Below are 23,778 nucleotides of genomic sequence, written 5' to 3' on the forward strand. Positions count from 1 at the left end.
GGCCGGAACAGGCCGGGGCCCCTCCGGCCCGGGCTCCGTACGGACCAGCGGGGGTGGGCCGTTCGACGGGCGCGCGGGCCGGTGGGCGTTAGGGGGCGGTGGGCGGTGGTACCCGAAGCCGGATGGATGCTCATATCACCCTGCGGGTGGACGGTATGGATCGGCCGCTGACCGTCGACACCCGGACCACCCTGCTCGACGCGCTACGTGACCGGCTGTCGGTGACCGCGCCCAAGAAGGGCTGCGACCACGGACAGTGCGGCTCCTGCACCGTGCTGCTGAACGGACGCCGAGTGGTCAGCTGCCTGGCCCTCGCCGTCGCGCACGACGGTGCCGACGTGACCACCGCCGCCGGACTCGCGGACGACGGCCAACCCCACCCCATGCAGCGGGCCTTCGTGGAACACGACGGTCTCCAGTGTGGCTACTGCACACCGGGCCAGATCTGCTCGGCGGTCGGCATGCTCGCCGAGGCCGCCGAGGGCAGCCCCAGCCACGTCACCGGCGACCTCACCGCCCGGGTCACCCTGGACGACGAGGAGGTACGGGAGCGGATGAGCGGAAACCTCTGCCGCTGCGGCGCCTACGGCAACATCGTCACCGCCATCCGGGAGGTGGCCGCGCGATGAGGCCCTTCGCCTACGACCGCGCGCCGGACGCCAGTTCGGCCGTCGCGACCGTCACCGGCCACCCCGGCGCGTCCTACCTCGGCGGGGGCACCAACCTCGTCGACCACATGAAGCTGGGCGTCGCCCGGCCCGACCTGCTCGTCGACATCTCCCGGCTCCCGCTGGACGGTGTGGACGAACTCCCGGACGGGGGACTGCGCGTCGGGGCCACCGTGCGCAACAGCGACCTGGCCGCCCACCCGCTGGTGCGGCAGCGGTACCCGGTGCTCAGCCGCGCGCTGCTGGCCGGGGCCTCCGGGCAGCTGCGCAACGCCGCCACCACCGCCGGAAACCTGCTCCAGCGCACCCGCTGCGTCTACTTCCAGGACACCACCACCGCCTGCAACAAGCGCTCCCCGGGCAGCGGTTGCGCCGCGCTCGGCGGCTACAACCGCTACCACGCGGTGCTCGGCGCCTCACCGCACTGTGTAGCCGTCCACCCCTCCGACATGGCGGTGGCGATGTCGGTACTGGACGCGGTCGTCGTCATCCTCGGCGCCGACGGCGAACGGCGCGTCCCGCTCCAGGAGTTCCACCGGCTCCCCGGGGACTCCCCCGAGCGGGACACGGTGCTGGAGCACGGCGAGCTGATCACCGCCGTCGAACTGCCGCCGCTGCCCCACGGCGGCCGGTCCGGCTACCGCAAGGTCCGTGACCGGGCTTCCTTCGCCTTCGCGCTGGTCTCCGCCGCCGCCGTGCTGGAGAGCGCCGACGGCGTGGTCACCGACGTACGCGTCGCCTTCGGCGGCCTCGCGCACAAGCCGTGGCGGGCCGTCCGCGCCGAGGCGTCGCTCCTCGGGGCGCCCGCGAGTGAGGAGAGCTTCCGCGACGCGGCCGAGGCCGAACTGGACGCGGCCGAACCGCTGCCGGGCAACGAGTTCAAGGTGCCGATGGCCCGCCGCACCCTCACCGCGCTGCTGCGCGAACTCAGCACGGAGGGACGGACATGACACAGGAACGCCTCACCCTCGAACCGCGCTCCATCGGTACCTCGCCGCGCCGCCTCGACGGCATGGCCAAGGCCACCGGCCACGCCCCCTACGCCTACGAGTACGACCCGGTCCAACTCCCCGCCGCCGCCCACGTCTTCCCCGTCCGCGCCACCGTCGCGCGCGGGGTGGTCGAGCGGATCGACGCCACGGAGGCGCTCGCCGTCGAGGGGGTGCTGGAGGTCCTGACCCACGAGAACGCGACCCGGCTCGCCGACACCGACGACGGTGAACTCGCCGTCCTTCAGACGCCACGGGTCGCCTTCCGTGGGCAGTTCGTCGGCGCCGTCATCGCGGAGACCCCGGAGGTGGCGCGGGAGGCCGCCGGGCTGGTGCGTCCGGTGTACGCCGAGCAGCCGCACGAGACCGAACTACGGGCCGACAGCCGCGAGTTGTACACGCCCGCACACGTCAACCCGGCCTTCCCCACCGACACCGAACAGGGCGACCCGGAGGGTGCCCTGGCCGCCTCGGAGCGGTCCGTCGACGTGACGTACCGGACCCCGATGGAGTTCAACAACCCCATGGAGCCGCACACCACGGTCGCCGTGTGGTTCCTCCCGGACAGCGAGGCGGACGGCGGCGAGCACCTGACGCTCTACGACTCCACCCAGGGTCCGCACACCGTACGCGCCACGCTGGCCCCGCTGTTCGGGCTCGCCGCCGCCCGGGTGCGGGTCGTCGCGCAGCACGTGGGAGGCGGGTTCGGCTCCAAGGGCATGCCGCACGCGCACAACGTGCTGGCCGCGCTCGCCGCCCGCGCCGTACCCGGCCGTCCGGTGAAACTCGCCCTCACCCGGCAGCAGTTGTTCTCCCTCGCCGGGCACCGCACCCCCACCGTGCAGCGGGTGCGGCTGGGCTGCGACGCCACCGGACGGCTCAGCGTGATCCGGCACGACGCGATCGAACACACCTCGCGCGTGAAGGAGTTCGCGGAGCAGACCGCCGTTGCCACCCGCATGATGTACGCGGCTCCGCACCGCTCGACCAGCCACCGGCTGGCCGCGCTGGACGTGCCCGTACCGTCCTGGATGCGGGCCCCGGGCGAGGCGCCCGGCATGTTCGCGCTGGAGTGCGCGCTGGACGAACTCGCCGAACGGTGCGGACTCGACCCGATCGACCTGCGGATCCGCAACGATCCCGAGACCAACCCGGACGACGGGAAGCCCTGGTCGGGCAGGCGGCTCGCGGAGTGCCTGCGCACCGGCGCCGGACGGTTCGGCTGGCGGGACCGCGCGGCACCCGGCAGCCGCCGCGAGGGCGACTGGCTGGTCGGCCTCGGCGTCGCCGCCGCCACCTACCCCGGCTACGGCGGCGAGGGGTCCTCCGCCACCGTGGAGCACCGTCGCGACGCGGGCGGCGTGGAGCGGTTCAGCGTCCGTATCGGCGCGGCCGACCTCGGCACCGGCGCCCGCACCGCCCTCAGCCAGATCGCCGCCGACGCGCTCGACTGCCCGTTGAGCGCGGTCCAACTGGAGCTGGGCGACACCGAGTTGCCTCCGGCGACGGTGGCGGGCGGCTCTTCCGGCATCACCTGCTGGGGTTCCACCATCGTGAGCGCCGCCCGCGCCTTCCGCGCCGAGCACGGCCCGGCTCCCCGGCCCGGCTCCCGCACGACCGCCGACATGCCCCAGAACCGGGACCGGGAGCGGTACTCGGTGCACTCCTTCGGCGCCCAGTTCGCGGAGGTCCGGGTGCACCGGGACACCGGCGAGATCCGCGTCCCGCGCATGCTCGGTGTCTTCTCCGCGGGCCGGATCATCAACCCGATGACCGCCCGCTCGCAGTTCATCGGCGGGATGACCTGGGGCCTGTCGATGGCGCTCTTCGAGGTCGGCGTGTTCGACCACCGCACCGGGCACGTCGTCAACCAGGACTTCGCCGAGTACCACATCCCCAGCTGCGCGGACGTCGGGGACATCGAGGCCGTCTGGCTCGACGAGGAGGACCCGCACGCCAACCCCATGGGCTCGCGCGGCATCGGGGAGATCGGGATCGTCGGCAGCCCCGCCGCCGTGGTGAACGCGGTGTACAACGCGACGGGCGTCCGCGTCCGCGAACTCCCCGTCACACCCGACAAGATGATCCCGCGGGACTGATCCACCGACACCGGCACCGACAACGACACCGCCCACCCGACGGCGACGCCCCCGGCCCCACCGGCGGGGGCGTTCGCGTTCCGGGGCCGGTCCCCCGATCAGGAACCGGGGGAGAGGACCGCCTGCGTCTGGGTGGTACGGGCGACCAGACGGCCGCCGCCCTGATCGGCCCCGGACGGGGGGAGTTCGTGGATGTCGGTCTGGACGACGATGAACGACCGCCCAACATGGACCGGTTGGGCCGTGGCCCGCACCGCGCCGCCGCGTACCGCCCGCATCAGGTTGGTCTTGGACTCCACCGTCGCCGTCCCCGCCCCGGCGGGCAGGTTGAGGAACGCGCAGGCGGCGCCGACACAGTCGGCCAGCGACATCAACGTCCCGCCGTGCAGCGTCCCGCCGCTGGTACACAGCCGCGCGTCCCAGTCGAGCCGGGCGGTGACCGTCTCGGCGGACAGCCGCTCCGTGACGAGGCCGAGCAGCTGGGCGAACGGCATCAGCGAGGCGAGCGCGTCCGGCTCGGCCGCGTCGGCGGGCGCGGCGGAGCCGTCAGAGGAGTCCTGGCCGTCGGGAGGGGTACCGGTCATCGATCGGGGTCCTTTCGGTGAACGGCCGGGGGCCGGGTCGGTCCGGCGGAAACGGACGGTGTGCGGCTCGCCGGGTTCGGGAATGCATCAACTCAGCAGGCGGACGAGGGCAGTTGAGCGTGGACCAGGGCGTCGCCAGCGGCGGCCCGGAAGTAGAGTACCGACCGCCCGGAACGCCGCCGCCCGACCAGTCCCGCGTCCAGCAGCACCCGCAGATGGCGGCCGACCGACCCCAGCCCCTGACCGGTGAGCGCCACCAGCTGTGTGGTGCTCTTCGGGGCGTCGAGCAGGAGCAGCACCCTGGCCCGCGCCGGGCCCAGCAGCCTGCCCAGGGCCTCCGGCGCCTCCGGCCGCTCCACCCGCACCAGCGCCCCCGCGCACGGGTACACCACCGCGTAGTGGTCCGGACCCTCCCAGGTGACCCAGCCCCGGTCCGACGTCACCGGCACGAACAACAGGCGTGCGGCCGGCAGTTCACGGGGCGGATAGTCGTAGCGGTTGATCTGGAGGCGACTCCGGCCCAGCCAGCGCATCCCCGGACGCAGGGCGTCCAGCGTCTCCGCCCAGCCACGCTGACCCAACTGCCCCACGCGGTACACCACATCGGCCTCCAGGATCCGGCGCCGCCGCTCCCAGTAGGGTCGCACCGTCTCCCGCCACGCCCACTCCAGGAGGTCGGCGGCGAGTTCGGCCAGATCGGCCCGGAGCAGTTCCTCGGGAAGCCGCCTGCCCAGCGCGAACGCCACGTCGGCGCGGGCCACTTCGGCGGGCGTCTCCCGAACACGCCGTAGCTCGGCGTGGAAACCACGGTCACCGGAGTCCGGGGCGGGACGCCCCGCGACGACGCGCGGTACCGGCGCCATGAAGTCCGCCCCGTAACGGGGCCGCCAGGCCGAACGGATCAGCAGCGCGGTCAGCGGCTGCCGCTCCAACAGCTGCTGATACGCCGGGAAATGGGCACGGAACCAGGCGCGCTCGCCGGGATGGCTGGGCGAACCCCGATGCAGCACCCCCAGGCTCGCGGTGGTCTCCGCGAAGGCGGACACCGTGAACCGGCTCGCCGCCAGCGTGTCCGTACTGAGCTGCCACCAGCCCATGTTTCGCCTCCCCGCGAAAGAGTAACGTCCCCGTTCGGGCCCGCCGGAGGCTGCGGAGCCATGCGCACCTACCACGAGCTGTTCCGCACACCCGAGTTCGGCCCGCTGTTCGCCAGCAGCACCCTGCACGTCGCCGGGGTCACCGTCAGCGGACTCGCGCTCAGCACCCTGGTGTTCAGCGCCACCGGCTCCCCGCTGCTGTCCGCCCTCGCGATGTTCGGCCCGTCCCTCGCCCAGGTGCTCGGCGCGACCACCCTGCTCTCGGCCGCCGACCGGCTCCCGCCCCGCGCCACCCTCGCCGGTCTCGGCCTCGTCTCCGGACTGTGCACGCTGGTCCAGGCGCTTCCCGGCGCCCCGGTGTGGACGATCTTCGCGCTGATGCTGGTGATCGGCACCCTGTCCGCGCTCGGCGGCGGAGTCCGCTACGGACTGCTCAACGAGCTGCTGAACCGGGACGGTTACCTGCTCGGCCGGTCCGTGCTGAACATGTCCGCCGGAGTGACCCAGATCTGCGGCTTCGCGCTGGGCGGGGCGCTGGTCGCCGCCGTCTCCCCGCGCGGCGGCCTGCTGACCGGCGCCGCGCTGTACCTCGCGGGCGCGCTCGTCACCCGCCTCGGGCTCCGCGCCCGCGCGCCCCGCGCCGACGGACGGCCCTCGGTCGCCGAGACCTGGCGGAACAACCGGCTGCTGTGGTCCGCGCGCCCCCGCCGCTTCGTCTACCTCGCCCTGTGGGTGCCGAACGGCCTGGTCGTCGGCTGCGAATCGCTGTTCGTCCCCTACTCACCCGGGCACGCGGGCCTGTTGCTCGCGGTGGCCGCCGGGGGGATGTTCTGCGGGGACGTGCTCGCCGGTCGCCTGCTGCCCCGCCGCTGGCGCGTCCGGCTCGGCCCGGCCCTGCGGCTCCTCCTCGGCGTCCCCTACCTGCTGTTCGCCCTCGACCCCCGCATGCCGCTGGCCCTCCTCGCGGTGGGGCTCGCCTCCGTCGGGTTCTCCGCCAGCCTGCTCCTCCAGGAGCGGCTGATGGAGCTGACACCGGACGAACTCAGCGGCCATGCCCTCGGGTTGAGCACCTCCGGGATGCTGACCCTCCAGGGCGTCAGTGCCGGACTCGCCGGAGCTGTCGCCGAGTTCACCACTCCGGCCGTCGCGATGGCGGTGATGGGAGCGGCGTCCGTCACCGTGACCCTGCTCCTCGCCCCCGGCCTCCGCGTCCCGCACGACCCCTCGGCCGCACCCGAAGCGCGCGGGTCCTGAGCCTGACGTCCGGGCCGGAAGGCCGGGTTCGGTGCGGCTCGCGTTCGGTGGGGGACGGCCCGGGTTCGGTGCGGACGGCCTGGGTGGTGCGCCACGGCAGGGCGTGGACGGTGAGGTGGCGTGGGCGGTCGGGTTCCGGTACGGCGATGGCCGATGAGTTCGCGGCGCGTGGCCGGTCTGTTCCGGCATGACAGCGGAGCACCGGGCGGCAGGCGCCCGCACCGAGGTGGAGTTGACCGTGAACGTACCCGTGGAGCGCTTCTGGGAGCTGGTCACGGACGTCTCCCGGAACCCCGAGTGGAGCCCGGAGTGCAGCCACGCGCGGTGGCTGGACGGAGCCACCGGCCCCGCCCCGGGCGCCCGCTTCGAGGCCCGGAACCGCTTCTCCAACGGCCTGGTCACCGAGGTGATGTGCGTCGTCACCGAGGTCGAACCGCCGTACGTCTTCGCCTGGGACGTGCACAGTGACGCCCCGGAGCGGGTGGAACCGCTGGCCCACTGGCGCTACCACCTCGACGTGGGGGAGCGGCCCGAACAGACCCTGGTACGCCAGTCGTTCACCCACGGCCCGGCGGAGAGCGGCGTCACCATGGCGCAGGAGGCCGACCCCGGCAACGCCGAAGCGGCCCTGACCGACCGGCTGGACGAGCTGCGGCGGCACATGACCGTCACTCTCAGGGCGATGGAGGCCAGCGCGACCCGGACCGGGAGCTGACCCAACTCCCCGTGACGGGAGGGGAGTCGGGCCCTGGCCTGGCAGCGTCCACCAGCGGTCCCCGGAAGCACCCGCCCGCCGCCCGTCACGGGGGAACGGGCGGCGGGACGTGGGGCGGCTCACGGCGGTGGACCGGGGCCCACGCTGGACCGGGGCTCAGCGGGGGCGGTCACCCGCGATGGCGACCCGCTCCGCGACCCGGCGGTGCGGGAAATAATCGTCCACCGCGTAGTGCTGGGTGGCCCGGTTGTCCCAGAAGGCGATCGACCCGGGACGCCAGGTGAAGCGCACCTGGTACTCCGGGACGTGGGCCTGCCGTACCAGCAGGCCCAGCAACTCGTCGCTCTCCGCCCGGTCCACGCCCTCGATATGGGTGGTGAACGAGGTGTTGACGAACAGCATGCGGCGCCCCGTCTCCGGATGGGTCCGCACCACCGGGTGCCGCACCGGCGGGAACCGCTCCTGGAGCGGCGCCAGTCGCTCCGGACCGTAGAACCGGGCGAAGCCGGGGATGAAGTCGTGGACGGCGACGGCGTCATCGATCCGCGCCTTCACCTCGTCGGAGAGGTTGTCGTACGCGGCGGCCATGTCGGCCCACAGGGTGTCACCGCCGAACGGCGGCACCTCACGCAGCTGGAGCACCGCGCCCAGCGCGGGCCGCTCCCGGAACGTCACGTCGGTGTGCCACACGTTCTCGAAGGTGGGAGTCGCCGCGCCGCCCTTCTCGAACCGCGCCACCTCGGCCGCCGAGCCCTGGGCCAGCAGCGGGTTGGTCTCCAACTCGCCCCAGTGGCGGGCGAAGGCGCGCTGCTCCTCGGAGGTGAGGTGCGCGTCCCGGAAGAACAGCACCTTCCACTCCAGCAGGGCGCGGTTCAACTCCTCGCGCAGCTCCGGGTCGAGCGGACGGGACAGGTCGACGCCACGGATCTCGGCGCCGATGACGCGCCCCTGCGGCACCACGTCGAACAGCTCGTACGGGCGCTCCTCCGGCCAGCCGTCCGGCACCCGGCGGAGCGTGCGGCGCCCCTCGTACATCCCGCCGGCCGGAACGCGCGCCGCGCGCAGCACGGGCCCCCCGGCGGGGGCCGTTGGGTGGCCGGTGGCGGAAGTACCGGGCGTGACGGGCGAGTCGGGGACGGGGGACCTGGTGGTCACCGTGGTCCCGGCGGGCGCTGTGCTCTCGGCGAACTCGGGGAACTCGGCGGACTCTGCGGAGTCGGTGGAGTCGGTGGGTGGGGTGGGGGCCGGGACGCTGTCGGCGGCGGCCGGGGAGAGGGGGGCGGCGGGGGCGGTGGTCGAGTGTGCTGGCATGACGATCCTCGGGTCATCGACCGGAGCACCACGACGGGACGCCGGATGGCGGCGGGAACCGTGCCGGTGCCGCGCGCCGGAGGCGCGCCGACGTGCTCCGGTGGGGGACAGGGGCGGGTCGGAACCTGGAACGCCGCTATCGACCGGACCGCTCGCACCCGCCACGCCAGGGCACGCCACAGCGGCCCAGCGGGGTGGAGGTGTACGGCAGCATGGCGCCATTCTGCGAGCCGTCACCCGGACAGTCAAACGTCCGTTCGCCCCGGCCCGCCCTCCGTCACGTCGGACCACCGGCCGCGAGCGGGTCAACCAACCCCCCGGTCCCGGCCGGTCAACGACCGTGGGGCGGGGCCTCCGAAGAGACCCCGCCCCCACGGCGCGGTGTCGCGGACCGTACCCGCCTCCGGCGGATCGCGGACCGCGCGTCCTCACCTAGCCCTTCGCGTCCGGCTTCTCCGGCCCGCCGGGGTCTCCCTTGCCGTCAAGCCAGGGACTTCCGCCAGCCCCGGGGGCCCCGGGGGTGCCGGGCGCCCACGGACCGCCGGGCTGCGCCCCGGGGTCGACCGCTGGCAACGCGCCGGTCTGGCCCGCCTGTTGGGCGGGCGCCCAGCCCGTCTGACCGGGAGCCGCGCCCTCCCCGTAGCCGTGCCCTCCGTAACCGGCCTGGCCACCGGGGCCGTACGCGCCGTATCCAGCCATCGCGGAGGGGTCGGCGCCGTACGGGGCGTAGCCGCCCGGGACCTGGTTCGCCCCACCCGGGCGCTCGCCGCGCATCAGACTGGCGACGAACGGCACCAGCAGCGTCGCGCCCATCGTCCACAGCAGGCCGAACAGCAGCAGCTCGGCGGTGTCCACCGAGCCCTCGACGCTGAGCGTCAGGGTGTCCCGATCGCCACTCGGGCCGCCCTCCGGCCCCTCCGCCAGGCCGCCGTCGCCGCTGCCGCCGCTGGAGCTGAATCCGCCGTCCGAACCGCCGTCGGATCCGCCGCTGGAGCTGAAGCCGCCGTCGGAGCCACCGTCCGAACCGCTGGAGCTGAAGCCGCCGTCGGAGCCACCGTCCGAACCGCTGGAGCTGAATCCGCCGTCGGAGCCACCGTCCGATCCTCCGGAGCTGAATCCGCCGTCGCTGCCGCCGGAGGTCAGACCGCCGTCCGAACTCGCCCCCTCGTCCGGCGTGGGGGTGTCGGAGTCCGGAGTCTGGCTGGACGAGCCCTCCGTGACCTGGAGTTCGGCACGGCCGTCGCCGACCGCCCCACCCAGCAGCACCGCGCCCAGGAACAGGCCCCCGGCCAGCAGCGGGAGGCCGCGCCCCGGCAGCCGCCGGGCGGCCAGCACCCCGAGCACCAGGGCACAGAGCAGACCGCCCGCCACCGCTCCCGCGATGGCCAGATCGCCGTGTTCGCCCACGGCGTCGCCCAGTTCGGAGAGCCCGAACGACGCGGACTCCGAGTAGGTCCTGGTACCAGCGGCGGTCGAGGAGCCGTCGCTCTCGCCCCGCACCGCGGCGCCCCACGCGATACTCAGCCCGTGGATGCCGAGGTTCGGCAGGATCACGAGCGGCAGCGTCACGAGCCAGACGTCCAGGTCGTCCCGCCAGTACACGAGCAGCGCGACGTAGGTGACGACGGACGCGATGGCCAGGACGATCACCAGGGCCAGCAGCGTCGTCCGAACCGTCGCGACCAGGAGCCGGAGCGCGTCGCGGGTGGACAGCCACCACTCGACCTGCGGGCGGGTCAGTACCACCAGGGTCGTCACGGCGGCGAGGAGCAGGGCGCCCAGCATCGCCATCGGCGGCGCGTTGGACAGCTCGACGTCCTGTACCTCCGGCCGTGCCAGCAGCGACAGCAGCAGCACACCAGCTGCTGACAGCAGGGAGACGCGCACGGCGTGCTCGACACCGGCGGTGTTGTGCGCCCGCTGGGTCTCCAGCCCACGCCGGATCAGCCGGGAGCCGATCCACAGTGTGAGGACGAACAGCACGGTGCTGCTCAGGGGGAGCAGCCCCAGCGTCATCGTGCTGTCGCTCTCCGACGGCGCGCCGATGCTGAAGAACGCGTCGGCCCACTCGGCGCGGCCCGTCAACTCGACGGATCCGCCGACTCCTTGGAGCAGCAGCGCCAGCGCGTACCGGAGCCGGGTGCCGTAGCCGATGTCGGCTTCGTCGAACGCCTCGTCCGAGGGGATCGCCAGCCCGGCGGCGGCCGCCAGCAGGATCAGCACCGCCGGGACCGCCGCCTTGGCGGAGCCGCCCCAGTCGCCGGTGAACGTGCGGACCAGGAACTGGCCCAACGCCGAGGGTGGCGCCGGAGGTTGGGGGAGGCCCCCGGGGTGTGGCTGGGCGGCCGGTCCGCCCACGGCCGGGTAACCCGCCGCGGGGTAGCCGCCCGTCGGGTACCCGGCGGGCGCACCGGCCGCCGGGTACGCACCGGTGCCGGGGTGGGGCTGGCCGGGCTGCGGGGCGGCGCCGGGCGCCGCCCCCTGCGGGTAGCTCGGGGATTGGGGGGACTGTGGGGACTGGGGGTACTGCGAGTACTGGGCCTGCTGCGGTACGGGGGGCGTCTGCCCGGCCGGAGGCTGCCCGGCGTGCGGCGGCTGCTGACCGGGGACCGCCCCGGCGGTTCCCGGGACCGCCCCGGAGGCGGCGGCTTCGGCATCGGCCGTTCCGGGGGCGGGCGTTGCGGCGTCCCCGGCCGGGGACGCGGCGGCGGGCTGCCCCGCCTGCCCCTCTCCCCCCGACTGTCCCGTCCGCGGCGACGGGGCGGCCGACCGCGAGGCCGGTGCCGATTGCGCGTCGGGCGCGGCCGTGGTGGGCTCCGCCGGTCGCGCGTCCGGTGTGGAGGCCGCGGGCTCCGCCGTCTGCTGGTGCGGCAACCGGGTTGTCGCCGTGGATGGTTGGGGCTCCGGGGTGGACGGCCCGCGCACCGTCTCGTCCTCGGGCGCCGCGCCGGAGGACGACCCACCGGAGGTACCGGAGTTGGACGGCGAGCCGGAGTCCGTGGCGGAGCCGGAGCCGGGTTCGGAGGGGGTGCCGCTGTCGGACGCGGAGGGCGAACCGGCGTCGGAGACGAGGGGTTCGGAGGTGACGCCAGCGGCGGAGCCACGGATCCGGGTCGTCGCGCCGCTCTCCAGACCGGCCGCGGGTGTCTCCGTGTCGCCCGTGGACGCCTCGCTCCGGTCGGTGGACTCGCCCTCGCCGGACGCCGGTTCCGGGGCGGGAGCCGATCTGAACCCGTCTGGGGTTCCGCTACCGGACGGGTTCAGATCGGCCCCGCAGTCCGGGCAGTGGCGGTCCGACGGTGTGGCGGCTGTGGCGCCGCAACTCGGACAGGTGGCCGACATCGGCTCACTCCAAGAAACGGAGGTCCGGGAGCTCCGTTCGCGTTCGCACGGTGGGAAGGTGTGGCGCCGGAGGCGTGGGCGCTCGCGCGCGAGAGGCCCGACGGTTCGTTCTCACCAACGCCGGACTGAATCGGGTGTGTTGACCCGGAACCGACACCCCCTACTCAGCTGGGCCACCCTAGCGCAGGGATCCGGCCGTTCACGGGTCGTTCCCAACCTCCCCGGCGCCCCTCCACCCTGACCCGCGCCGCCGTCTCCCACCGGCTCTCCGCATCGCCCAACTCCCCTCCGTGGACCGGCCGGAGCCCATGTGCCGTACCGCTGATGGCGCTTGGCGCGGGCGTCCGGGAGTGCGGGAAGGGCCGGGCGGGCGCGGATGCCGGAGGGAGGCGGTGCGCGGGGTGACCGCTCAGGCCACGGCGCGGATGGAACGCCCCGCCCAGGCCGGGGGCTCCTTCTCGACCAGTTCGCGGAACCGATCGCGCACCTCGTCCGGGAAGGGGGCGGAGCCGCCCGCGCCCTGGTCCACGTGGACGCCGAGCAACTCCGTGGTGGCGACCGGGTCGCCGTCCACCTCACCCACGTACATCTCGTGCGTGAACCGGAGTTTCTTCGAGTCGACGCCCAACACCCGTGTACGCACGGTCAGTTCGGCTCCCTCCTCCACCTCGCGGAGGTACCGGACATGCGCTTCGACGGTATAGAGGGAGCATCCGGTGCGCTCGCGGTAGCCGGAGCCCAGTCCGGTCTCCGCCATCATCATGTCGGTGGCGTGCCCGAAGACGAGAACGTAGAACGCCTCGCTCATGTGGCCGTTGTAGTCGATCCATTCCGGCCGGACGGTCTGCTGGAAGTCGGGGAGCCGGTCGCTCACGGGGCACCTCGCTCGTTCTCTCGCTGCTGCTCTGGCTGCTTCGGCCGCTGGGCTCGATCCGACTGTCGCGCCCGCTGTTGCGGCAGTCGTCCGGTGGCGCGCAGCACGTCGATGACGCCCTGGTCGCGCTCGGCGACGAGATCCGCGATCGTACGTTCTCCGGCCGCCTCGTCGCAGCCCTCGACCATGGCAGTACGAAGCGCCTCGTCCAACTCCGGTGCCTCCAGGCGGGTCCAGGGCGACTTCAGCGAGGGTCCGAAGTGGTCGAGCATGTGGCCCATGCCCCCCTCGCCCCCGGCCAGCGCGAACGTCAGGCAGGGACCCATGAACGCCCAGCGCAGCCCGGGGCCTTCGGTGATCGAGTCGTCGATCTCCCGCACGGTCGCCTCACCGTTGGCGACCATGTGCAGCGCCTCCCGCCACAGCGCCTCCTGAAGACGGTTGGCGATGAAGCCCGGCAGCTCGCGGTCCATCGTGATGACGGACTTCCCGGCCACCTCGTAGAACCGGGACGCCCAGGTGACGGCCGCCGGGTCGGTCAGCTCGCCGCCCACCACCTCGACCAGCGGGATGAGGTAGGGAGGGTTGAACGGGTGCCCCACCAGGAGCCGTTCGGGGGTGGCCGCCTCGGTCTGCATGTCGGTCATCGGATAGCCCGAGGTGGACGAGGCGATGACGACACCGGCGGGGGTCGCCGCGTCCAGCTCGGCCAGCAGCGAGCGCTTGAGGTCCAGCTTCTCCGGCGCGCTCTCCTGCACGAACTGCGCCTCGGCGACGGCCTCCTGGAGCGTGGCGGTGACGGACAGCCGGTCGGTGGAGGCACCCTCCGCCAGCCCGAGCTGTTCCAGCGCGGGCCAGGCCGACTCCACCAGCCGCCGCAGCCTGTCCTCGGCGTCCGGCGCCGGGTCCCAGGCGGTGACGTCGTAGCCGCGCGCCAGGTAGTGGGCGACCCAGCCACCACCGATGACCCCGGCCCCCACACATGCGACCCGCCGCACCTCCTCGGGCGAACAGGGCGGTGCCACCGTGGAGTTCGGGGACGGGTCGGCGGACGGGGGCGGGGTGACCGCGGAGGCCGGTTCCATCGACGACGGTTCGGACGAACCGGTGGGTGTCGTGGGGGAGTTGGTCATCTCGGTTCGTTCCTCCGGAAACGGTGGGGAGAAGAAGGAGAGGGGAGTGGGACGGGACGCGCCGCCGTGGGCGCTCCGCGCGCGGAGCACCCCGGACCGGACGTGGACGGGGCGTGGGACGAGCGGGGGAGTGCCATGGGCCCGCGCGGCGGGCGGGCGGGCCGGGCCCCGCGTCGGGCTGGAGGGACCCAACCCGACGGCCGTGCGACGGAGTTGACGGCCGGTGCGGCTCAGCTCCGGGGGCGGAGGCCGAACCGCTCGCGAGCCTCGTCCGGCGTCGCGACCTTCGCGCCGAGCGTCTCGGTGAGGAGCACCGCGCGCTCCACCAGCTGGGCGTTGGTCGCCTTGACGCCCCGGCTGAGGTACAGGTTGTCCTCCAGACCGACGCGCACGTTGCCACCGAGCAGGATCGACTGCGCCACCCACGGCATCTGGGTGCGGCCCAGCGCGAAGCTGGCCCACTGAGCGCCCTCCGGCAGCATGTTGACCATCGCCTGGAGCACGCCCGGGTCGGCCGGGGCGCCCCACGGGATGCCCATGCAGAGCTGGAACAGCGTCGGGTTGTCGAGCAGGCCCTCCGCCAGCAACTGCTTGGCGAACCACAGCTGTCCGGTGTCGAAGATCTCCAACTCCGGCCGCACACCGAGTTCCTGGACCCGCTTGGCGCCCTCGCGCAACATGTCCGGTGTGGAGACGTAGAGGTTCGAGCCGTCACCGAAGTTCAGCGAACCGCAGTCCAGCGTGCAGATGTCCGGCAGCAGTTCCTCGACGTGCGGCAGCCGCTCCAGGCCGGAGACCAGGTCGGTGCCGGGCAGGTGCTCCAGCGGACGCTGGGGGTCGATCACCAGGTCGCCGCCCATCCCGGCGGTGAGGTTGATGACCACGTCGGTTCCGGTGTCCCTGATCCGGGCCACGGTCTCGGCGTACAGCTTCGGGTCCCGGGAGGGCGCACCGGTCTCCGGGTCCCGCACGTGGATGTGGACGACGGCGGCGCCCGCCTCGGCCGCCTCCACGGCGGAGGTGGCGATCTGCTCCGGCGTGACCGGCACGTGCGGGCTGCGGCCCACGGTGTCTCCGGCGCCGGTGAGCGCACAGGTGATGACGACGTTCTCGTTGGGGGACACGGTTCTCCTCCGAACTCGTTGACGGTGTCGTGACGTTGAGGGTGTCGTGACGTTGGTGGGCCGCTCCCTACGGGCGCCGGCACACCGGGGACGCACGTGACCGCCCGCCCCCGCCGAGCGGGTGGGGGCGGGGAGTGCGCGGGCAGGCGGGAGGGCCCCGGACGCCGGGGGCGGTGGGCGGGAAGCGGCGTGGGGGACGGGGGTGGGGGTGATGGGGGGCGGGACGGGTGGGACGAGCCGGGGTGGCCCGGCCGTCAGGTGGCTGTTCCGGCAGGGGCGCCCGTCACGCCGCTGTTCCGGGCGGGGCCGGGCGCGGACGCCGTTTCCGCTGCCGGTCCGTCGGCGTCACGTACGGCCAACTCCGTGTCGACGTGGGCGAGTAGCGCGTCGTACATGTCCTCCGCGCTGGTCCCGCCGTCCTCGCCGGTGGCCAGCACCTGGGAGGCCAGACCGTCGATCAGGGCGGTCAGCCGCAGGGCGCTGGCCTCCGGATCGACCTCGCGGAAGACGCCCTGCGCGATGCCGCGCCGCAGCACGTCCGCGACCGTCGTCCGCCACTGGCGGTAGTACTCGACGTGCAGCCTGCCCACGGCGGTCGAACGAGCCGCCTCGGCCCACAGGTCGAGCCAGACCAGCCACTGCCGCCGCTGCTGCGCGGTGCGCGGCGTCTGGAGGGCGATGAGCTGGCGCAGTTCCTCGGCCGCGCTCTCCGCCCGCTCGGTGTGGGCGGCGCGCAGCGCGGTGTCCTCGTCCATACACCAGCGCACTGACGCCTCCAACAGCTCCGCGCGGCCCGGGAAGTGGTAGTGGATCGCCGCCGTGCTCGTCGAGCAGGCGGTGGCGATGTCGGCCACCCGCACGGCGTGGAAACCCCGTTCGGCGATCAGCCGGACGGTCTCGCGCACGATCTGGAGGGGCCGCCCGCCCTCCGGGCCCGATGGCCGCCCACCCTCGGAACCCGCCACCGGCCGCCCGGCGGTTCCGGTGGCCGCCTCCGAGGTGGTCGTGCCGGGCGCGCTGGCCCCGGCCCCGACCGACCGCCCCACCGCCGAGGACGGCTCGCCCGCGCCCGGTGCGGGGGACGCCCCGGCACGGGAGCCGAGCAGCCACCCGGCGTCGACCGCCCCCGCGTCCGCGATCCGGACGAGTTCGGCGGCGGTGAACCGGCGGCTCCCGCCGAGCGAACGGGAGAGCTTCGAGGGGTCCATCACGATCCGCCGCGCGAACTCCCGCTGGCTGCACCCGGTCCACTCGATGACCTCGCGGACCCGCTCGGCCACATGTCCCGAGTCGTCCGGCACCCGGACAGCTGTCTGCTGCTGCATGCCCACCACCGTAGGACAAGCGTTGAGAAAACCGCAACACCGCATCGTCAGCCCGCTCGCTTGACCTTCATATGTGCAGGTGGGAGCAAGTGTGGCCAGAGTTTCACAACACTGACTTCCTCATCAGTCAGTGAGCGCGACACCGCGCTCCGTACCCACCCGCACCGGGGGTCGTCAGCCGTGGACGTCGGCGGACTGGCGCGCGTGCCTCCCTCGCCCCGCGCCCGGGCGGTGCGTTCGCGGGGCGCGGTCCGTGTCCCGACCCGCGTGCCGAACGCGTCGCGTCGTCGTTGCGTTGTCACGGTCCCGTCAGGGTCGGGGCGGTGTGGGGAACCGGGTGACGGCCGGGTACGTCTCTGCGCGTAACGAGACATTCACGGCCTCGTGTGTCATCTGTGATCTACCGGGGTCCGCTCCGGACCGGCACGCCGGTTCGGACGTCGGGTCCCCGACCGCCTTCGCGCGAGACGTCGCGAGAAGCTGAACCTCCCCGCACGGCACGGTGGTTCGGGGCGGTCCGGTGGGGGCGGCTGACCGGGGGCGCAACGGATGGCCAGCTGCCGGGCCGCACGGCCCGGAAAGGGGGAGCTGTGAAGTTCGACATGGGAAGTTCGACGTTGGGCACCCTGGGCAAGGACACCGGTGCCGCCTCGGACGATCTGGGGACGTTGATCTCGCTGCTGGTGCAGGCGGCCGCGCCGCTGGAGGGCAAGTTCAACGGAGCGGGAAAGGTGGCGTTCGACGAGTTCAAGCGGAACTCGGACGACATCGCACGGTCGTTGAACGGTGCGCTCTCCTCGATCCTGGGCGGCCAGTCGGGTATGGACCTGGCGTTCGGCTCGGGTGACGAGGAGAAGGGCGAGAACGCCCGGCAGGCGCTGGGCGCGGCGAACTTCGACGGAGCCCGGTTCTCCGGACGCTGAGCCGGACAGCGCCGATCGCGTCCGCCAACACGCCTTTCGCACAGGGCTGTTGGGACGCCTGACGGCACACGTCCCGGAAGTCCGGCCGGATACGCCGACGACGTGGACGACGGATACGGCACCAAGGACCCGACGGACCCGACGGGGACACACCAGGGGCGGGCCACGTCCCGCTGCCTCATGACGCGGGCGCACCGCGGGCTCACGCCCGGCGCGGTGTGCGCCCGACGACGTTCAACACGACACGGGGGGATCGGACATGGGTACGGCGGATCGACGGAGCTTCGACACCGGAGCGTCGGGCGACGCGCAGGTGAACATCAACGCGGTCATCGCGCGGCTGGAGTTCGTGATCGGGCAGCGCGACACGGCGGTGAAGACGGCGATGGCGGACTTCCAGGCGGACGGGGTGTCCGACCAGTACCAGGGCGTCGAACAGCGCTGGAACTCCGCCGCCGGAGAGGTGCGTTCGATCATCCGGCTGCTGAAGGGCGTGCTGGAGAAGAACGACGGCACGGCCCAGCAGACGCTGGCCCGCGCGAAGAACGCCGTCGACAACATCATGTGACCCGCCGGTCGGGGAGCCCAACTCCCCGACCGCGCGGAGGCGACAGGCCAACGGGGGAGCGGAAGGGCTTACGCGCGATGACTGGCTGGGACATCACGCCGTCCGGAGTGGCGGCGACACTGGAGGAAACCGGAGCTGAGGCCCGGAAGTTCGAAGGACTGGCGAAGACGCTCGGCACCACCGTGGAGAACGCGGCGGGGCACGCCGGCGGACTCACCCAGGGGCTCTGCACGGTGGACGGCGGCCCGCCACCGCAGGCCGATCAGGGGCAGGGACTCGTGGCCGCGGCGCTGGGCGAGTTCATGGAGGCACAGCGGCGGGAGATCGTCTATCTCGTCGCCCGGTCCGGGAAGTCCATCAACGGCGCCGGGATGGCGACGATGGCCTACCAGCGGGGTGACCTGTCGATGGCCGCCGAGGCGCAGCGGGAAGCCCTGGCCGCGCCGGACGTGGAGGCCATCCTCCGGCGCGCGGCCGAGGGGGGCTGACCAAAGTGATCATCCCGTCCACGATCCCGGTGTACGCCGGGAACCTCGACCAACTGGAGAGGGACGCCGCCGCCCTGCGCAGGAACGCGGACAAGTTCAAAGGTGCGGGAGTCGACGTGCACCGTGCCTTCGGCGAGTTGGCGCGTGACTACGTCGCGCCCGAGGCCCAGCAGTTGCTGGGTACCACCCAGCCGGTCGCGGGCAAGGCCGCCGAGTTCGCGGGCAGACTGGTCAAAGTGGCCTCCGCGCTGGAGGTCTTCGCGGCCCAGGCGCGATTACACGTCGCGGCGTTGAAGCGATTACGCACCGAGGCCGACGAGTTCGTCGACTCGGTCTCTGGAGACGACGACTGGCGCAAGGACGGCGACAAGGTCCAGCGGGACAAGGATCTCCAACAGGACGTGACCCAGGCCGTCCTGGGCTTCCAGGCGGCCGAGCGCGACTGTGCCTCCACCATCCGCGGACTGGTCGGCAAGCCCCCCATCGTCCCCGACGACGGCACCGGCAAGCCCGGCATGTACGGGTTCGACCGCGAGATGCTGGAGGCGGCCGAGGCCACCCCGTGGGGGACCCCGGAGGAGAAGGACGAGCCCTGGTACGTCGACGTGGCCACCGGCACCAAGGAGTTCGTGTGGGACGGGGTCATCGTGGGCGGCGGAGGCGCCGCGGTCGAGGGCCTGTGGAACCTCGCCACCCTCGACGGTGAGACCTGGAGCGGACTGCGGGACGTCGCCGCCGGGACCGCCTTCTACGTCATGGAGCCGTTCAGCGACGCGCTGAAGCAGGCGGCCCACCCCGGCCAGCAGATCGAGGACTCGCCGTACGAGAAGCAGAGCAAGGAAGCCGTCCGTGAGTTCGGCAAGGCGTTCGTCGGGTGGGACGAGTGGAGTGACAACCCGGCCAAGGCCGGTGGCATTCTCACGTTCAACGTCCTCACGCTCGCCGCCACTCCCCTGCTCAAGGCTGGCGGTGTGACGCACGCGGGCAGGACCGGAAGCGCGGGCGCCGCCTCCAGGGTGGCCAGGGGCCTGGGCAAGGCCGGGGTCTACATGGACCCGATGACGCCGGTGATGGCGGGGGTCAGCAAACTGCCGAAAGTGTCGGCGCTGGTGGATCTGGTGCGCGGCGCGCGTCCGGGCCGGGCTGGTGCCCTGCCCGAGGGCGTGGTCGCGGTGGACCCGCAGGGCGGCTACGCGCTGCGCCAGGACGGGGCGTTGGTGCGGCTGGACGGCGAGGGCAACCCGGTACCGCTGGAGCGGGCGCCCCGGGAGCCCGCCGCCTCGGAGATCCCACCACGCTCGCGGGAGCCCGAACTGCCGGTACGGACAACGGAGTCCGAGCCGCCGGTACGTGCGGCGGAGACCGGACCGCCGTCGGTGCGGACCGATCGCGAACCGGCGCTGGTAGGCGGCCGCGAGCCCGCGAGCGTGGGGGGTGAGCGAGGCCCCGCGGCCTCCGTCAGGAACGGAGACGAGGGGACACCCCCGTCGGGCGGCACCCCGCGCCCGACCCCCGAACGGACAGGCCCCGCCCGGGAGTTGCCCACCACCCCGGGTCCCCGCACAGAACCCGGCACCGGCGGCGGCCCGAGCGGCAGTGGCGGAAGCGGTCCCGGTAGCGGCGGCCCCTCCGGCGGCGGTGGGCCGGACGCCGGCCCCGGCGGCCGTGGGCCCGGACCGGAGTCCGGGCCGGGCGGCAACGGGCCCGAAACCGGGCCGGACAGCGGAACACCGGGTCCGCCGTCCGGAGACGGTGGACCTCCCGCCGGGCCGGGGCGTGAGGCCGGACCTCCCTCGGGTCCGGGCGGGGGGCGCCCGGACGTTCCGAGCGTGCCGCCTCGCGAGGGACCCGAGGTGGTACCGGGCGAAGTGGGTTCCATGCGGCCGGACCAGGAAGCACGAGTCGTCGATCAACTCTCCCGAACGAGGTTGAGTGCCGCGGATCAGCAGAAGATTCTGGATCGGCTTCAGAGAAACCCCACCGGTTCCCGGGCGGCGGAACTGATCGGACGGGGGCACCTTTCCAAGGCCGGAGGCTACGATGAAATCCTGAAGATGATCAAGGATAAGAGAATGGGTCCGGCTGCGACCATGGCGCTGGAGCAGGCCACTGAACTCCATCGGAGGGGAATTCCCTCCGATCGGCTGGAGTTTGAGAAAAAAGTCGAAGCCACGGGCCTCGACCTCGATGTGGCGGTGAAGGGGCCGGACGGAGAAGTGAGTCACGGGTACCAGCTGAAGGACGTGCAGACCATCGAAGGAATAGGTTCTGCGGTGCGTAAGGCGGCCAAGCAGCTTTCGCCGCCGAGTTCGGGTGCGAAGATTGGTTTTCTGGATGTGCATCAGCCGCGTGCGGCCCTCACGGAAGATGCTCTGAGGAAGGTAGTGGGGGCTTCCATCAAGTCTGGCGCGGTCTTTCATCTCCGTTTCACGGATGGGTCCATAACCGTGCCGGGAGATGGTGTCGTCTACCCCTGAAGGGAGAGCCATGTCAATTCTGATGCGGTCGCCGCGAGAGTGCGCGGCGTGGGTTTGGGAGTTGGAGGAGAGTGGAGCGACCGTCGGCTCGGCGCTGGCCGCGGCGTCCCGCGTTGTCGGGGTGCTTGCCGATCACCGACTCCTGGAGGCGAGAGAGGTGGAGTGCGACTGGTTCGAGCCGGGGACGGGGGGCCTCGCTATCCGCACCACGCTGGGACTGGCGCTTCCGTTGGGGGACCCGTCGTTCGTGTCACGCGTCGTGGGGAGTCGGCCCGTTGGGTTCCCCCTGGCGGAGGTGGGGGATGTAAGGATCATCGGTTCCGGTGTGTGGATTGACGGCGGAGGGGCGGAGAGGCGCGAGCCCCGCCTCCTGGATCTGGAACTGTCCCCGGACCCCACGGGGTTGGGCGTGGAACTGAGTGTTCACCATGACATCTGGCAGTCACACGACTTCTCTGGCGTGCCGCACCCGGACCTGTGGCAACGGAACGCGCCACGTCTGGCCGATGCCGTTCGGGCAGTCGAAGCCGAACTGGGCGGGCGGGCCACGCCGGGTGAGCCGACTCGGTTCGGGGTGGCTGAGGGCTACGGCGTGGCCGCGCCAGACCTGGAGCCGGATGGCAGCGGTCCGAACCTCTTGGATCTGATGTGACGTTGCCCGCGGCACGCATGCCCAGTCGGCCTGAGACGCGCGCTCGATGCTCCGGACCCGGTCGCGTGCCCGGGGCGGTGGGAGACGGGTACGGGTGGTCGGCCGTGGATGACGGATCGGCCGGGCCCGTACCCGGGGTGGCTGGGATGGGTGGGGTGGGGGTGTGGGGTGGGAACCGTAAGGGCGGGTTCGGGCATGAATGACGGAGAGGCGTGCTGACGGTGGGGTTGAACCAACTCCGACCCTGATGTGTGCTGTTGGAGCGCGAGCTGAAGGGGGACAGCTGATGGCGCGGGAGTACGACAGTCAGTTACTGGAGTCGGTCGCCGTGCGGCGGCGGCGATTACGGGACGGTGTGCTGTTCGGCCGCGCGCGGACGCGTCGCTCGCTGGACGAGGGGCTGGGCAGGTTTCTGGGGGGTACGGCGCTGGCGGCCGTGGTGTGTGCGGGCTGCGTCGGCTGGTCGTTCGTCTCGGAGCGGATGGGGGAACGGGGCGGGTACTCCACGCCACGGGTCCACGGGGCCGGGTCGGGCGCCTCGGTGACGCCGTCCGTCAACGGAACCGTTGTGAGCGGCAGATGAGCGAGAGCGGGGGCGTGCGGACGGTGCGGGCCGGGGGCCTGTGCCGGGTGACGCTGGTCGGTGAGCGGCGGCGCGCGGACGTGGTGCTGCCCGCGGACGAGCCGGTGGGTCTGCTGCTTCCCGAGGTGGTGCGCCTGCTGGGTGACCCGGAGGGACGCGGGCCCGTGGTGCGCCGCCTGGTGACGGCTCGGGGCGACGTCCTGCCGCAGGACGCGACCTTGGGGGCGGCGGAGATCCCGGACGGTGCGGTGCTGCGGCTGTTCCGCGAGGGGGAGGCGCCGCCCGCGCCGGTCGTCCACGACGTGACGGACGAGGCGTCGGAGGACGTTGATCTGCGCCACTGGCGCTGGCGTCCGTGGTCCCGACGCTGGGTCGCGGGGGTGGCGGCGGTCGTTCTGGCGCTGGTGGCCGGGGGGTTCGCGAGGGCGGGCTGGGGCGCGGAGACGGCGGGCCGGGGGCTGTGCGGGGCCGCCTTGCTCGCGGTGCTGTGCGGTGCGCTGCTGGGCCGCGCGACGCGGACGGCAGGAGACTCCGCCACAACCGACGGGCGGGACGGTGGCGTTGGTGTGGTGGGAGGCACGGCAGCGGCTGGACAGGGAGCAACGGACGTGGCGGACAGGGGTGTTGGGCGTTCGCTGGAGGACGGGGAAGCGGCGGTCGTGGGGCAGCGGGCGCTCGCCGCAGTGCTGCTGGTGGTGGGCGGCGCGCTGGGGGGCCTGGGCGGCTGGATGGTGGCGGACACCGAACAGTGGGCGTGGGAAGGCCGGTTGACCCTGCTGTCGCTGGTGGTGGGCGCCACGCTGGCGCTGCTCGGCCGGTTCTCGCCCGTCGGCAGGGGCGGGTTGGTGGGGGCGGCCGCCGTGGTGGGGATGGCGGGGTTGTGGCTGCTGAGTGGGGTGTTGGTGGGTGAGGGGCGGGAGGCGCGGGCCGCGGTGGTCGTCGCCGTGGTGTCGGCGGTGTTGCTCGGGGTGCTGCCCCGCTGGGCGCTCGCGGGCGCGGGCCTGACCTCGCTGGACGACCGCCGTTCGGCGGGGGCCTCGGTCAGCCGGCACGCGGTGCGGACCGCGCTCGCGGCGACGCACCGGGGTCTGGTCCTCGCGACGCTGGCGACGGCCGTCTCGGCCGGGGTCGCTGGCTGGGTGGCGGTGGGTGAACCGACGGTGTGGACAGTGCTGTTGGTGGCCGTCCTGACGCTGGTGCTGTTCTCCAGGGCGCGGGCCTACCCGCTGGTGGCCGAGGTGGTGGCGCTCCAGGCGGCGGGGACGGTGCTGATGCTGCGGCTCGTGGCGCTGTGGATGGAGCGTGCGCGGGACGGCGCCGCCGAGGTGGTCTGGCCGGTCCTCGCGGCGTGCGCCCTGGCGCTGCTGCCGCTGGGGGTGCTCGCGGCGCGTCCGCCGGAGCACGTACGGGTGCGGCTGGGGCGGGCGCTGAACGGTGTGGAGTCGCTGGGAGTGGTGGCGCTGCTGCCGCTGGCGGTGGGCGCGTTCGGCGCGTACGGGCGGCTGCTGGACACCTTCTGAGCGGCGAGGGACGTGCCGCGATGCCCGGGCGCGACCGCCACGTTCACCAGTG

The 23,778-nt window shown here is 73.2% G+C and carries 20 protein-coding genes; 12 read left to right on the forward strand and 8 right to left on the reverse strand.

Annotated elements, in window-relative coordinates:
• Window positions 1–122: 122 nt before the first annotated feature.
• From E0L36_RS24770 to E0L36_RS24780, 3 genes are read left to right on the forward strand one after another with little or no spacing between them, the layout of a single operon-like run.
• Complete coding sequence (locus E0L36_RS24770) at window positions 123–629, forward strand: 2Fe-2S iron-sulfur cluster-binding protein (protein ID WP_180931471.1); 507 nt, start codon at window positions 123–125, stop codon at window positions 627–629.
• Window positions 626–1,618: a xanthine dehydrogenase family protein subunit M gene (locus E0L36_RS24775; protein WP_180931472.1), complete on the forward strand. Its 993-nt coding sequence runs from the start codon at window positions 626–628 to the stop codon at window positions 1,616–1,618. Before E0L36_RS24770 ends, E0L36_RS24775 begins: the two co-directional genes overlap by 4 nt.
• Complete coding sequence (locus E0L36_RS24780; RefSeq protein WP_180931473.1) at window positions 1,615–3,756, forward strand: xanthine dehydrogenase family protein molybdopterin-binding subunit; 2,142 nt, start codon at window positions 1,615–1,617, stop codon at window positions 3,754–3,756. The genes E0L36_RS24775 and E0L36_RS24780 overlap by 4 nt, the downstream gene beginning before the upstream one ends.
• Before the next feature lie 98 nt (window positions 3,757–3,854).
• On the opposite strand, the gene E0L36_RS24785 is transcribed toward E0L36_RS24780, so the two are convergent.
• A complete protein-coding gene (locus tag E0L36_RS24785) occupies window positions 3,855–4,340 on the reverse strand; it encodes a PaaI family thioesterase (protein ID WP_258016546.1) in 486 nt (161 codons plus the stop codon).
• Between the two features lie 92 nt (window positions 4,341–4,432).
• Window positions 4,433–5,437 (reverse strand): helix-turn-helix transcriptional regulator, encoded by a 1,005-nt coding sequence (locus E0L36_RS24790; RefSeq protein WP_180931474.1) that lies wholly within the window; start codon window positions 5,435–5,437, stop codon window positions 4,433–4,435.
• Window positions 5,438–5,497: 60 nt separating this feature from the next.
• Here E0L36_RS24790 and E0L36_RS24795 point away from each other — a divergent pair, with 60 nt between their 5' ends.
• Entirely contained in the window at window positions 5,498–6,691 is a 1,194-nt protein-coding gene (locus E0L36_RS24795) for an MFS transporter (RefSeq protein ID WP_180931475.1), read from the forward strand.
• 187 nt (window positions 6,692–6,878) lie between these two features.
• Entirely contained in the window at window positions 6,879–7,406 is a 528-nt protein-coding gene (locus E0L36_RS24800) for an SRPBCC family protein (protein WP_180931476.1), read from the forward strand.
• Window positions 7,407–7,562: 156 nt separating this feature from the next.
• On the opposite strand, the gene E0L36_RS24805 is transcribed toward E0L36_RS24800, so the two are convergent.
• From E0L36_RS24805 to E0L36_RS24830, 6 genes are all read right to left on the reverse strand, one after another.
• The gene (locus E0L36_RS24805) at window positions 7,563–8,441 is read right to left on the reverse strand and encodes a TauD/TfdA family dioxygenase (RefSeq protein WP_180931707.1); all 879 of its coding nucleotides are present in this window, start codon (window positions 8,439–8,441) and stop codon (window positions 7,563–7,565) included.
• Between the two features lie 708 nt (window positions 8,442–9,149).
• Window positions 9,150–12,059, reverse strand: a complete 2,910-nt coding sequence (locus E0L36_RS24810; protein WP_180931477.1) for a hypothetical protein — start codon at window positions 12,057–12,059, stop codon at window positions 9,150–9,152.
• Window positions 12,060–12,468: 409 nt separating this feature from the next.
• Window positions 12,469–12,933 (reverse strand): thioesterase family protein, encoded by a 465-nt coding sequence (locus E0L36_RS24815; protein ID WP_180931478.1) that lies wholly within the window; start codon window positions 12,931–12,933, stop codon window positions 12,469–12,471.
• Window positions 12,930–14,018 carry a 3-hydroxyacyl-CoA dehydrogenase NAD-binding domain-containing protein gene (locus tag E0L36_RS24820; RefSeq protein ID WP_180931708.1) on the reverse strand — a complete coding sequence of 363 codons (1,089 nt, stop codon included), beginning with the start codon at window positions 14,016–14,018 and terminating at the stop codon, window positions 12,930–12,932. Before E0L36_RS24820 ends, E0L36_RS24815 begins: the two co-directional genes overlap by 4 nt.
• A 278-nt stretch (window positions 14,019–14,296) precedes the next feature.
• Window positions 14,297–15,190: a 3-keto-5-aminohexanoate cleavage protein gene (locus E0L36_RS24825; protein ID WP_180931479.1), complete on the reverse strand. Its 894-nt coding sequence runs from the start codon at window positions 15,188–15,190 to the stop codon at window positions 14,297–14,299.
• Window positions 15,191–15,444: 254 nt separating this feature from the next.
• Entirely contained in the window at window positions 15,445–16,515 is a 1,071-nt protein-coding gene (locus tag E0L36_RS24830) for a TetR/AcrR family transcriptional regulator (protein ID WP_180931480.1), read from the reverse strand.
• A gap of 590 nt (window positions 16,516–17,105) precedes the next feature.
• On the opposite strand from E0L36_RS24830, the gene E0L36_RS24835 reads away from it, so the two are divergent.
• From E0L36_RS24835 to E0L36_RS24865, 7 genes are all read left to right on the forward strand, one after another.
• A complete protein-coding gene (locus E0L36_RS24835; protein WP_180931481.1) occupies window positions 17,106–17,438 on the forward strand; it encodes a hypothetical protein in 333 nt (110 codons plus the stop codon).
• 259 nt (window positions 17,439–17,697) lie between these two features.
• The gene (locus tag E0L36_RS24840) at window positions 17,698–18,006 is read left to right on the forward strand and encodes a pore-forming ESAT-6 family protein (RefSeq protein WP_180931482.1); all 309 of its coding nucleotides are present in this window, start codon (window positions 17,698–17,700) and stop codon (window positions 18,004–18,006) included.
• A gap of 77 nt (window positions 18,007–18,083) precedes the next feature.
• A complete protein-coding gene (locus E0L36_RS24845) occupies window positions 18,084–18,494 on the forward strand; it encodes a DUF6507 family protein (protein ID WP_180931483.1) in 411 nt (136 codons plus the stop codon).
• A 5-nt stretch (window positions 18,495–18,499) separates the two neighbouring features.
• Window positions 18,500–20,971: a hypothetical protein gene (locus E0L36_RS28370; RefSeq protein ID WP_180931484.1), complete on the forward strand. Its 2,472-nt coding sequence runs from the start codon at window positions 18,500–18,502 to the stop codon at window positions 20,969–20,971.
• A gap of 10 nt (window positions 20,972–20,981) precedes the next feature.
• Window positions 20,982–21,623 carry a hypothetical protein gene (locus E0L36_RS24855; RefSeq protein ID WP_180931485.1) on the forward strand — a complete coding sequence of 214 codons (642 nt, stop codon included), beginning with the start codon at window positions 20,982–20,984 and terminating at the stop codon, window positions 21,621–21,623.
• A gap of 286 nt (window positions 21,624–21,909) precedes the next feature.
• On the forward strand, window positions 21,910–22,206 hold the full coding sequence (locus E0L36_RS28060) for a hypothetical protein (RefSeq protein ID WP_258016548.1): 297 nt from the start codon (window positions 21,910–21,912) through the stop codon (window positions 22,204–22,206).
• Entirely contained in the window at window positions 22,203–23,726 is a 1,524-nt protein-coding gene (locus E0L36_RS24865; RefSeq protein ID WP_180931486.1) for an EsaB/YukD family protein, read from the forward strand. Before E0L36_RS28060 ends, E0L36_RS24865 begins: the two co-directional genes overlap by 4 nt.
• Window positions 23,727–23,778: the final 52 nt, after the last annotated feature.

Source organism: Streptomyces sp. AJS327 (genome assembly GCF_013450295.1).
In the GTDB taxonomy this organism is placed as follows: Bacteria; Actinomycetota; Actinomycetes; order Streptomycetales; family Streptomycetaceae; genus Streptomyces.